The 11,472-nt window shown below is 46.6% G+C and carries 10 protein-coding genes; 6 read left to right on the top strand and 4 right to left on the bottom strand.

Going from position 1 to position 11,472, the window contains the following annotated elements; all coding sequences use genetic code 11:
• Window positions 1-53: 53 nt before the first annotated feature.
• Genes HQM11_16840 through HQM11_16825 form a run of 4 tightly spaced genes read left to right on the top strand, consistent with a single transcriptional unit; the run spans window position 54 to window position 4,002 of the window.
• Entirely contained in the window at window positions 54-560 is a 507-nt protein-coding gene (locus HQM11_16840) for a hypothetical protein (protein MBF0352702.1), read from the top strand.
• The gene (locus HQM11_16835) at window positions 551-1,021 is read left to right on the top strand and encodes a hypothetical protein (GenBank protein ID MBF0352701.1); all 471 of its coding nucleotides are present in this window, start codon (window positions 551-553) and stop codon (window positions 1,019-1,021) included. The genes HQM11_16840 and HQM11_16835 overlap by 10 nt, the downstream gene beginning before the upstream one ends.
• Window positions 1,022-1,069: 48 nt before the next feature.
• Window positions 1,070-3,124, top strand: a complete 2,055-nt coding sequence (prlC, locus tag HQM11_16830) for an oligopeptidase A (GenBank protein ID MBF0352700.1) — start codon at window positions 1,070-1,072, stop codon at window positions 3,122-3,124.
• Window positions 3,121-4,002, top strand: coding sequence for an NAD(P)-dependent oxidoreductase (locus HQM11_16825; GenBank protein ID MBF0352699.1), 882 nt, complete (start codon window positions 3,121-3,123; stop codon window positions 4,000-4,002). Before prlC ends, HQM11_16825 begins: the two co-directional genes overlap by 4 nt.
• A 7-nt stretch (window positions 4,003-4,009) precedes the next feature.
• On the opposite strand, the gene pyrF is transcribed toward HQM11_16825, so the two are convergent.
• Together pyrF and HQM11_16815 are read right to left on the bottom strand one after the other, a co-directional pair.
• Entirely contained in the window at window positions 4,010-4,810 is an 801-nt protein-coding gene (pyrF, locus tag HQM11_16820) for an orotidine-5'-phosphate decarboxylase (protein ID MBF0352698.1), read from the bottom strand.
• Window positions 4,811-4,836: 26 nt separating this feature from the next.
• Complete coding sequence (locus tag HQM11_16815; protein ID MBF0352697.1) at window positions 4,837-5,340, bottom strand: hypothetical protein; 504 nt, start codon at window positions 5,338-5,340, stop codon at window positions 4,837-4,839.
• Window positions 5,341-5,745: 405 nt separating this feature from the next.
• Here HQM11_16815 and HQM11_16810 point away from each other — a divergent pair, with 405 nt between their 5' ends.
• Window positions 5,746-6,033, top strand: coding sequence for a hypothetical protein (locus tag HQM11_16810; GenBank protein ID MBF0352696.1), 288 nt, complete (start codon window positions 5,746-5,748; stop codon window positions 6,031-6,033).
• Window positions 6,034-6,042: 9 nt separating this feature from the next.
• Window positions 6,043-7,083, top strand: coding sequence for a vitamin K epoxide reductase (locus HQM11_16805; GenBank protein ID MBF0352695.1), 1,041 nt, complete (start codon window positions 6,043-6,045; stop codon window positions 7,081-7,083).
• Between the two features lie 260 nt (window positions 7,084-7,343).
• Here the strand turns inward: HQM11_16805 and HQM11_16800 are convergent, their stop codons facing one another.
• Both HQM11_16800 and HQM11_16795 read right to left on the bottom strand, forming a co-directional pair.
• Complete coding sequence (locus tag HQM11_16800) at window positions 7,344-9,980, bottom strand: PAS domain S-box protein (protein MBF0352694.1); 2,637 nt, start codon at window positions 9,978-9,980, stop codon at window positions 7,344-7,346.
• A gap of 77 nt (window positions 9,981-10,057) precedes the next feature.
• Window positions 10,058-11,233 carry a beta-lactamase family protein gene (locus tag HQM11_16795; GenBank protein ID MBF0352693.1) on the bottom strand — a complete coding sequence of 392 codons (1,176 nt, stop codon included), beginning with the start codon at window positions 11,231-11,233 and terminating at the stop codon, window positions 10,058-10,060.
• Window positions 11,234-11,472: the final 239 nt, after the last annotated feature.

Genomic DNA, 11,472 nt, shown 5'->3' with positions numbered 1-11,472 from the left:
TGAACTGAATCCCCTAAAAATATATTTGAAAAGCCTTCTGTACAGGACGCATTATGGCACTTGAAGACTTGGGGTTATTAGGCTTCATTGAATCATTTCTTCATGAAAAAGATATTAAAAAACATGTGGATGAATTCATACATTCCATAATCAGTCATGATGGAATTATGGAAATGATCAGTCATACCACCCAGACATTCTTCACAGAAAATCGGGTGCGGCGCACAGCGGCCCGTTGGATCCGGAATATTCCGCTGGATAAGTTGCCGGAAACCATCAAAACTATTGTATGGAACGAACCTGAAATTTCGCTGGGTGTGGTGGGGGCCATTCCAAACTGGATCAATGCGGGCGTCCGAACCGTGGACCAGTTGCTGACAGAACTTAAAAGCAGGGTTTCTCCGGAGTTGATCAGCAGTTATGTGGAATTTCTGGTTCAGGATCTGGATGTCGAATCCATCACACGGGTAAGAAACCATCTGGATGATCTTTATAAAATCCTCAAACCCGTAATTGAAGAACGTCTTGCCCAGGCACAAAGGAGGCAGTCATGCGAGTGATGTTTATCGTGGTTTTCATGCTCTTTTCAGGCTTTCCGGTTTTGGCCCAGATTATTCCGCAAATTTCACCGGAAGATTTTCAGGCTGTTGACAACATGACCAAAAGTTTTGCGAAATGGGCGCAGGTCCAACAGCAGGACTTCCCCAAAACGCCTGAAGAAATGCTGAAACTGGTTCAGGATTTCATTTATATCCGGGATTATGCCAAACTCACTTCCGAAAAATTTCTGAAAAGTGTGGATTCTGAATTTGCGCAAATGTTCCGGGATAAATTTCAGGCAGGAGCGGAAAACATGGCAAAAGGACTGGCGGGCCTTATGAAAAAACCCAATGACGCCAATGCCCAGGCCTTGTTGAAAAAGGGCCAATCGCTGATGATGGAATTTCATCAATATTATACCAAACAAACCAACCGTGTCGCTGAACAACTTCAGCAACAATTGAATCCGGGTTCGGAGTAAAATTCAAACCTCACTGATTTTTCATATTTCATTCAAAACAGGAGATCTATGTTCAACCCACTTCAGCGTATGAAAGGATTGCCCCCCTTCAAGGAAATCACACCGGCAAACATGAAGGAAGCGCTGGATGCTGTCATTGACCGGAACAAGGCTCATCTGGAAGAACTCCTTGCGGCTTCAGTTCACTATTCATGGGATAATCTGATGCATCCTCTGGCCGAAGATGACAATCATCTGAGCCGCATCTGGTCGCCCATCAGTCATCTGAACGCGGTGGCCAACAATGACGAATTACGTGAAGTGTACAATCACTGTATCGCGAGACTGTCTGAATATTCCTCAGAATTGGGACAGCATTCCGGGTTGTACCAGGCCATTTTGCAAGTATCTGAAAGTGCGGAATATCAGGAACTGGATAATGTGAAAAAGAAAATCATTCAGAATGCCCTGCGAGATTTCAAATTATCCGGAGTCAGCTTGCCTGAAAAAGAAAAAACCCGCTACAGGGCAATTCAGCAACGACTGGCCGAACTGTCCAATACGTTCAGCAATCATGTGCTGGATGCGACCATGGCCTGGACCAAGCATTTCCCCACAACGGAGGGGTTGCAGGGACTGCCGGAATCCGCACTGGAAAACGCGGCTGAAACCGCGAAATCACGGGCTATGGAGGGATATCTGATCACGTTGGAAATTCCCAGCTATCTGGCAGTGATTACCTATGCGGATAACAGGGCACTCCGGCAAGAAATCTATACGGCGTATGTCACACGGGCTTCAGATCAGGGGCCGTTTGCCGGAAAATGGGACAACACCAGGATCATGGAAGAATTACTGGCATTGAAACATGAAAAGGCTCAAATGCTGGGATTTTCCAATTACGCAGAACTGTCACTGGTCACCAAAACCGCGTCCAATCCGGAACAGGTATTAAATTTTCTCACAGATCTGGCGAATCGTTCCAAAGCCAGCGCCATGAAAGAAATGGCAGAACTCAAGGAATTTGCCGAAACAAAATTTGGCCAATCCGACCTGGCTTCCTGGGATCTGGCGTATTTTTCGGAAAAACTGAAACAGGAACGCTATGCGGTATCCAGTGAAGAATTCAGGCCTTATTTTCCTGAAAACCGGGTGTTGGAAGGCTTGTTTGAAATTGTAAAACGCCTGTATGGTCTTGACATCAGGGAAGCACCTACGGAGCATGTCTGGCATGAATCTGTGCGTTTTTTTCAGATATTTGATGAATTTGAAAATCATCGGGGCAGTTTTTATCTGGATCTGTATGCCCGCCAGCATAAGCGGGGCGGGGCATGGATGGACCAGTGCATGTCCCGTTTCAGGAAAAGTGATCAGGTATTGCAAAGCCCGGTGGCGTATCTGGTGTGCAATCTGAATAAACCCTCTGGCAACAAACCCGCATTGTTCACCCATGATGAAGTTCAAACTCTGTTTCATGAATTCGGTCATGGCCTGCATCACATGCTGACACTGGTGGATTATCCTGATGTGGCCGGGGTCAATGGTGTTCCCTGGGATGCAGTGGAACTGCCCAGTCAATTCATGGAAAACTGGTTGTGGCAGGAAGACGCGCTCAAACTCGTTTCAGCCCATTATGAAACAGGTGAGCCATTGCCTCCGGAAAAACTGCAACGTCTGTTGAAAGCCAGAAATTTCCAGTCTGCCATGCAAATGATGCGTCAACTGGAATTTTCACTGTTCGATTTCAGGATTCATCAGGAATATCAGCCCGCACATGGTGGACGGGTCCAGCAAATTCTGGATGAGGTCCGCAGTAACGTATCCGTGGTTCCGGTTGTTCCCTACAATCGGTTCCAGCATGGCTTTACGCATATTTTCGCAGGCGGCTACGCCGCAGGATATTACAGTTACAAATGGGCCGAAGTGCTTTCGAGTGACGCCTTCTCAAGGTTTGAAGAAGAAGGCATTTTTAATCCTGAAACCGGTGGCGATTTTTTACATTCAATCCTTGAACCCGGGGGAAGTCATGATCCGATGGAACTGTTTGAAGAGTTTCGCGGACGGAGTCCAAGCATCCTTCCCCTTTTGAAACATAATGGAATTCTGGTAGAGGAGAAACCATGAGTCAACACGTTGCGTTTATTGGTCTGGGTGTCATGGGCTATCCCATGGCGGGACGTCTGCAAAATACCGGGTATTCGGTTACGGTTTATAATCGCACCCGGGAAAAAGCTGTGAAGTGGGTGGCTGAGTTTGGCGGCGAGGTTCGCGAAACGCCCGCACAGGCCGCTGAAAATGCGGATCTGGTGTTTGCCTGTGTCGGCAGAGATGAAGATATTCTTGAAATCACCTTGGGACCCGAGGGAGCGTTTTCCAGAATGAAACCCGGATCCGTGTTTGTGGATCATACCACCACCTCCGCCCAGGTTGCTCGAGAATTGGCTCAACAGGCACAAAGCCGGGGATTTGATTTTCTGGACGCGCCGGTTTCCGGTGGACAGTCCGGTGCTGAAAAAGGGAGATTGAGTGTGATGGTGGGCGGCGAACAGGATGCGTTGTCCAAAGCAGAACCGGCAATAAGAGTCTATTCCAGGATTGTACGCCTCATGGGACCTTCAGGCTATGGCCAATTGACAAAAATGGTGAATCAGATCTGTATCGGCGGGATTATTCAAGGCTTGGCAGAGGGGTTGAATTTTGCGGTTTCCGCAGGTCTGGATCCGCATGCGGTCGTGGATGTTATCTCACAAGGTGCCGCACAGTCGTGGCAGATGGAAAACCGATATTTGAACATGCTGGAAGGCCGTTTCGATTTTGGTTTTGCGGTGGAATGGATGCGCAAGGATTTAAGAATCGCGCTGGAAGAAGCCCGTCATATCGGAACATCTCTGCCCTTAACAGCGCTGGTCGATCAATTTTATGCGGAAATTGAGAAAATGGGAGGCAAACGCTGGGATACCTCCAGTTTGATCGCAAGACTAAAGAATTCTGCGGAGTCATGACCAGATGTCAAAGGCGACACTGGTTGATCTGGTTCCATAATTCTTCAGCGGCAATGGCCGCCTGTTCCGCAAAATCTCTGCCGGAGGAGCTGTACAAAATTGCCCGTGAGGCATTGATCAGGGCCGGGATAGGGGTCCCATCGGCAACATTTTGTAGCGTGTTTTCCAGACTCCCCCCCTGTGTGCCCACGCCCGGAATCAAAAACGGCATGGGTCCGGAAACACTTCTGACTTTTTCTACCAACTCTGGCCGGGTAGCACCAACGACCAAACCACAATTTCCGAACTGATTCCACTCACACACCTTTTGGGCAACTTTCAGATACAGATCCGCAGGCCTTTGAAAATCATCCGCACCTGAATTGGATGTGATGCACAAAACAAAGGTTCCCTTATCCCGATAACTGAGAAAAGGTTCAACCGAGTCATACCCCTGATACGGTGAAACTGTCGCCGCGTCACAACCGAAAGTTTCAAACAGGGTTTTGGCATACATGGCTGAGGAATGCCCGACATCTCCCCGTTTGGCATCACCAATCACCAATGCCCCGGCTGGAATTTCCTCGATGATTTGTTTCAGGACCGACATGCCTTCAGGGCCCAAGGCCTCAAAATAGGCAAAATTGGGTTTATACACCGGCGTCCAACGGGCCGTCGCATTGATGATTTCCCTGAGAAATCGCAATACTCCCTGAGGGGATTTTTCGATGCCTTCAGGCAATTTTTCCAGAACAGGATCCAACCCGACACATAACCAGCTTTTTTTAAGTTGAACCACTTCATTCAGTTTATCATAAAATCCGGACATTGCATTCCTTCAGATAACAGGGTTGATCAGGATTGGGGTGAAACCAGTTTTTGTAATAATTCGGGGTCTGCTTTTTCCAGAATTTCCCTAAAAAATTCAGGTCTGGTTTCAAGCAAATGTTTCAAGGCTTGTCCAAGTTTTTCCGGGGCAATATTTCCAACCAGTTTGGAAACAAACTCAGGATTCAGCGTCATCAGTCTGTTCATGAACTCACCCAGTGATTCAGGTTGAATCCGGGAAACAAGCGTTGGAAGATAGTCTGGTTCCTGGGTGAAAATCTGGTTGACAAAATTCCCCACAAGACGCGGATCAATGGCACTCATCAGTTTGCACAGGTAATCAGGGTAGCTCTCAAGAAATTTGGAAGAAGATTTTCCCATATTGACGGGATCAATTTTTCCAAGCAGATCTGTGGTGAAATCAGGGTGATCCAGATAGATCTGATTGATTGCTTTTGCGAGTTCCCCGATATCCACATGTTTGACAATGCGGTACATGAATTTAATGACAAATCCTGTTAAACTGTTCATAGGCGTTGACTCTTTAGGTTCAGTTGTCTGGTGATGCATGAGTCTGCGCTTTTATTATCCCGGCAGGCCCGATCCTGTATGAATTACAGAAAGATGGTACACCCTTATCATGGTCAATCTGAGCCTTCAAGATCATCATGTCCTGAGCGCTTATAAACTTTTCAGACCAGCCTTATTGGGATTTAAGGGCTTGTGAATTTTCTCCTGCTCAGGGAAGTAACACAGTCACAGTCGCGCAATTGTGTTTTTTTGTCATCCAGAACGCATGAGAGGGATCTTGAACTTTTTAAGTTGCTGATTTTACAGTATTCAAGTTCTCTCCAGTTGGTCAAGAGGACACCACTTCCAAATATAAGTTGATAGGTAACTTTTCTACGAAGACACAGGAAACAGGAGACAAAGGCTATGAGCGTAATAAAAAAAATTAAATACTGTTCAATCCCGATCATCGTGTTTTTCTCAATGATCCTCATATCTTGTGAGAAAAAAGAAAATAATTCCATTGCTCCTCAAGCAACTCCAGTGGACCGGATAAATCAGGAAAATTCAGATGAAGAATTAAAAACTCCAATGGCTCCATCCGAAAAAACAGCTCAGAAAATAGAAGAAAAAACGGCAGAATCTGACTGTGCTCAACCAAAGGTAGAAGCCGCTTCCTGCGAATTTGTGCCTAATGAAGATCCCGTCAAATAAAAGGTACAAATGCGAGCAAGGATACAAAGAACAGGACTACTGATCGTGCTTCTACTGGGAATGAACAGCCCTGTGGTGTTGAGCAAGCAACCTGTCATTCAGGCTGTTCTGTTTTTTTCGCCCACATGCCCACATTGTCATCAGATAATGACAGAGTATTTACCGCCCCTCCTCCAGAAATATGGCAAACAGTTGCAAATTGCGACCGTCAATATTTCAACTCCGGAAGGCAAGCAACTCTACCAGAATACCATCGCTCATTTCAATATTCCCAAAGAACGCTGGGGAGTGCCAACCTTGATTCTTGGAGATACAATCCTGGTGGGTGCCCTGGAGATTCCTGCCAGTTTGACAGGTTTGATTGAAGCAGGACTCCAGCAGGGAGGCCTCACTTGGCCGACCGTTCCCGGTCTGGACGAAAAATGGACTCAACCGGATTTTGAGGCTTCCGCTGAAGAACGTTCTTTTCTGCAGAATTTTCTTGCCGATCCCGCAGGAAACACCTTGGCTGTGATTGTGCTGGTGGGGATGATCCTGAGTTTGGGAGGTGTTGGTTATTTGTTTCGAAACGCCCCTGAAAATCTTGCCGAAACCAGACTGCCCCGCAAAATCCCGGTGCTTGCGGTTTTGGGAATCATGGTTGCAACTTATCTCTCCTATCTTGAGATATCCCATTCTGTCGCAATTTGTGGTCCTGTCGGCGACTGCAATACTGTTCAGCAGAGTTCCTATGCCTATCTGTGGGGCTGGCTTCCTGTCGGGGTTGCAGGGGTTGTAGGCTATGGACTCATCCTGGCAATATGGTTGTTTCAATATTACGGGATTCCCGCCTGGAAACCCTTCTGGGCATTACTTCTCTGGGGAATATCGCTTGCAGGAACCCTGTTTGCAATTTACCTGACCTTTTTAGAACCTTTCATCATTGGGGCTACCTGTATCTGGTGCCTGACCTCGTCCTTGCTGATTACGGGATTGCTGTGGAGTTCCACAAAACATGCCGGAAATGCCTGGAAAAGTCTCCCCCGCAACAAACATCTTCCTTTTCAATAGGGATCATGGTTTTGCACAAGACGCACAAATTGTAAGTCTCTACGTCTCTGCAATGCAATGTTTCATCTGTAGAGACGCACAATTTGTAAGTCTCTACGTCTCTGCTTCAATAGGGATCATGGTTTTGCACGAGACGCACAATTTGTGCGTCTCTACGTCTCTGCAATGCAATGTTTCATCTGTAGAGACGCACAATTTGTAAGTCTCTACGTCTCTGCAATGCAACGTTTCATCTGTAGAGACGCACAATTTGTAAGTCTCTACTTATTTTGCAGGGTTTGTTTATTCTGAGAATTGAGACACCGTTGAATGGTTTGTCCCAGCAGATTTCTGTCAACCGGTTTCTGCAAGATGGCATGGATGTCCTGTTGATCTATGACAAGATGCTCGGAAGAGTGATAACCTGTTGTTAAAATAACGGGAATATCCGCACGGATCTGGTGAATTTTTTGTGCCAGTTGCACACCGGTAAGATGGGGCATGGTGTGGTCTGTCACGATCAGGTCGAACGCTTCAGGGCTGTCGCTGAAGATTTCCAGAGCTTTCAAACTTTGTGCTGTGGCTGTCACTTCATAGCCCATTCGTTTGAGAATTTTGAGAATCAATTCCAGCAAACTCGATTCATCATCCACCAGCAGGATGCGTCCATGGCCTTTATGATTCAAGCGGTCCGTCGGGATAACCGGTTGTTCTGAACCTTTTTCAATCAGGGGCAGAAAAACAGAGATAGAGGTTCCTCTTCCTTCCTGGCTATCAACAGAAATATAGCCCTTGTATTTCTGAACGAGTCCATGCACAACCGACAGCCCCATTCCGGTACCTTCGCCGACAGGTTTTGTGGTGAAAAACGGTTCGAATATTCTGTCCTTAACTTCCCGGGACATACCGGTTCCAGTGTCCTGGACTGTTAATTTCAGGTATTTTCCAACGGACAGCGGAATCAAATTCTTGTTGGTAGAATCAATCTCTGTTTGCTCAAGTTTAATGCTCAACACACCATCTTTTTCACGCATGGCATAGGCCGAATTTGTACAAAGATTCATGATGATCTGGTGGAGATGGGTCGGGTCTGCCATGACCTGTCCATTTTGCAAATCCAGTTGCTGATCAATACGGATGGTTGTGGGCAAAGTGGCCCGTAAAAACTTCAGGGTTTCTTTCAAAATGGGCATCACCATCACTTCATGGATTTCCTCCTGACTCTGCCGACTGAAGGTCAGGATTTGCTGAACCAGATCTTTGGCTCTCTTTCCTGCCAGCATCACCTGGTCAAGATATCCGGCAAGTTTAGAATCAGGGGGGAGATCATCCCTTGTCATTTCTGTATAACCCATCATGGCATACAGAATATTATTGAAATCATGGGCAATTCCACCGGCCAGTGTTCCAATCGCCTGCATTTTCTGTGATTGACGCACTTGTTGTTCCAGTTCGATTTCATGGGTGATGTCTCGTTTGACACCCACAAAATTGGTGATAAGGCCCAAGTCATTTCTGATGGGCGAAATGGTCATTTCCTCTTCATACAGCATGCCTGATTTTTTGCGATTGGTGATGCGCCCCCGCCAGACATCTCCCGTCAATATTTTGCTCCACATTTTCTGATAAAACGCCTGATCGTGCCGACCGCTTTTCAATATTCTGGGATTTTTCCCCAGCACATCATGCCGAAAATACCCGCTGGATTGTTCAAAGGCCGGATTCGCGTATTTAATGTTTCCATCGACATCTGTGATCACAATGGTTTCCGCGGCTTGTTCCACCGCGGTTGCCAGTTCGATCAATTCTTTTTCTACCTCTTTTCTGTTTTTGATGTTTCTGAAGATACCTGTAAACAGGGGATGATTGCTTTTGTAAGACACTCCAAGCGACACTTCGAGGGGAATCTCCACCCGGGATTTATGAACCCCGGTGATTTCTTTGGAGTTATACGGAATAATCTCATTGCGCACATACAAACCCTCCAGCAGATGATGAATCTCTGACAGATCCATGAGCAGACGCATCACCGGCATGCCAAGCAACTCTTCAGTGGAATAACCAAACAAATTTTCAGTCACATGGTTCACGAACAATATTTTTCCGGATTCATCAAAGGTGACAAACGCGTCAGTGGCGGCTTCCGTGACCAAACGGTAATGTTCCTCGCTTTCCCGCAGGGCTGTTTCTGTTTTTTTGCGCTCGGCGATTTCCTCCTGCAATTGCTGATTCATGGTTTGCAGTTCCTGAAGCTTTTTCCCCACTTCCTGTTCAAGATCGGCCTTGTTTGATCGGAGTGATTTCTCAATGTGTTTTTGTTTTGAAATATCCGTGATCATCGCGAAAAAACCAATAAAATCACCTTTTTCCGAAATCAGCGGATTGGCATGAAACAGACAGGAAACCTTGAATTTCTGGTCATGCACCAGTTCTATTTCAAAATTGCATTTGCGTCCTAACTTCAGCAGATCCAACTGATGGAGCATTGCGTCTTCCGCAGGACCATCTTCAATAAAATTAAACAAGCTCTGATGAAGAAGGCTGTCCATGGGCACACCAAGAATTGTAGAAACAGAAGGATTGACCTCAATGATGTGTGAGGACAGATCCAGATGAATATAACCTTCTGTGGTGACGGATAAAATATGATTAAGGGTTTTTTCAGTGCGTTGCCGGGTCTGGTGTTCCTGCCTCAGGTCATTGTTACTTTGGCGCAACGCATCATGCAGGCGTTCATAATGTCGATACAGATAAAACAGCAGACTTGTGTTCAGGATGCCGATGAGTGACCCCAGAAGGACGCGAATATTCAAATCTGACAGGAAGGACGATGCAAGAAACTGTGCATATTCAAACACAAATATTTCCAGAAGGGTCACATTGAATACCAGAACGCATAGAAGTAGTTTATTTTTCATGATCAATACAGAAGAGGGAATAATTCTTTAAGTGGATGAAAGAGGGCGACCGGGTCGCCCCCGCGCAACATTGTGAATCACACCGAACGGTGTGCGGCACTGCCCACGATTGTTGCTTTCATTTCAGTTCGGGGCATACCAATCCAGCTATCAGAAATAACCATGCCAAAGGAAAGGTTACGGGCCGGATCAGCCCAACCGCCTGAACCTCCAAGTCCCAGATGACCAAAGGCTTTGGGGATGAAGCCATAGATGGACGGAATGCTGTGGTATCCCATCCGCCAGTGAAACGGAATCGGAACAACCCTGTCAAATTTCCGGCTCTGGATTCGCCCTGCTTCAAAAATGGTACGTTGAGACAAGAGTTTTACCCCATCGAGCGTACCCCCTGCGGCCAGCATGGAATACATTTTTGCCAGCGAACGGGCTGTAAACACCCCATTGGCTGAGGGTATGGCTGCTTTGAGATATTCCGGCACACTGTGAAACAGGAGTTCCACATGTTTGGGAAGCAGAGCTTTTTTGATGCGTCTCAAACTGACAGGAAAATTTTTTGGTAAAATCACATCCGGATGATAATCTGAGGCTTTATCCAGAAATTGAATCGCTTTTGCGACAGGGGGATCAATAATTTCAGCGACACGGTTGAGCTGTTCCTGAGGAACACCGATATAAAGCCCATCCAGTTTGAGCGGTTGAATCAACATTTCTTCCATCAGTTGCCCAAACGTTTTTCCAGTCACTCTTTCAGCAATTTCTCCCAACAGCCACCCATAGGTGATCGCATGGTATGCGCTGGCCCTGCCTGGAGCATGCGCCGGGTCACTTTCAGCCAGTCGGGAGGCCATCAACTGCCAGTCTTGAGTGTCTTCAAAATCTTCTACAATATTCTTGATGCCATACAGTCCTGATTCATGACACAGCAGATGCCGCATGGTGATGGTCTCTTTTCCATGTGCCGCAAACTCAGGCCAATAGGAAACAATCGGTTCATCATACGCAATCAAGCCCCGGTCTGCCAGAATATGGATCAAGGTCGAAGTCACACCTTTCGTCGTCGAAAAACTAAGGGCCAGAGTATCTTTTTTCCATGGATTCCCCTGCGCGTCCATGACCCCGCCCCATACGTCAACAACAGGTTCACCCTGATAATACACACAGGCCGCGGCGCCTCCGCGAATATGCTGTAATTGTTGTTCAAAAACCTTGGCGACCCGCCAGAATTTGGGATGAGCGTAACCCTGCATTTCCATATTTTCCCCTCGAAAACAGATACCCGGATACAGGAATCAACGATTCCCGATGAATGCCAGCCCCTTTAATCCAACTTCCATAAAAAAAACTCCAGCAATTCTTTAACAAAGCAAAAATTTCCACCTGTGCAGGTGTATTTTACGCAACCAGTTTAAACTCAAGGACATGATGCTTAAACCAGGTTGGATATTCCTGATTCTTTTTTAAGGCCGTCACCGAAGCCAAGGCCACACTCCCT

Source organism: SAR324 cluster bacterium, assembly GCA_015232315.1.
Taxonomy (GTDB): domain Bacteria; phylum SAR324; class SAR324; order SAR324; family NAC60-12; genus JADFZZ01.
Note: the sequence above shows the minus strand (reverse complement) of the source record. Positions and strands in the feature narration are given on the sequence as shown.

Bases quoted from the DNA above. Each gene is read 5' to 3' on its own strand.
- HQM11_16815 (MBF0352697.1), bottom strand. From the start codon at position 5,340: ATGAACAGTTTAACAGGATTTGTCATTAAATTCATGTACCGCATTGTC.
- prlC (MBF0352700.1), top strand. From the start codon at position 1,070: ATGTTCAACCCACTTCAGCGTATGAAAGGATTGCCCCCCTTCAAGGAA.
- HQM11_16825 (MBF0352699.1), top strand. From the start codon at position 3,121: ATGAGTCAACACGTTGCGTTTATTGGTCTGGGTGTCATGGGCTATCCC.
- HQM11_16800 (MBF0352694.1), bottom strand. From the start codon at position 9,980: ATGAAAAATAAACTACTTCTATGCGTTCTGGTATTCAATGTGACCCTT.
- HQM11_16805 (MBF0352695.1), top strand. From the start codon at position 6,043: ATGCGAGCAAGGATACAAAGAACAGGACTACTGATCGTGCTTCTACTG.
- HQM11_16795 (MBF0352693.1), bottom strand. From the start codon at position 11,233: ATGGAAATGCAGGGTTACGCTCATCCCAAATTCTGGCGGGTCGCCAAG.
- pyrF (MBF0352698.1), bottom strand. From the start codon at position 4,810: ATGTCCGGATTTTATGATAAACTGAATGAAGTGGTTCAACTTAAAAAA.
- HQM11_16810 (MBF0352696.1), top strand. From the start codon at position 5,746: ATGAGCGTAATAAAAAAAATTAAATACTGTTCAATCCCGATCATCGTG.
- HQM11_16840 (MBF0352702.1), top strand. From the start codon at position 54: ATGGCACTTGAAGACTTGGGGTTATTAGGCTTCATTGAATCATTTCTT.
- HQM11_16835 (MBF0352701.1), top strand. From the start codon at position 551: ATGCGAGTGATGTTTATCGTGGTTTTCATGCTCTTTTCAGGCTTTCCG.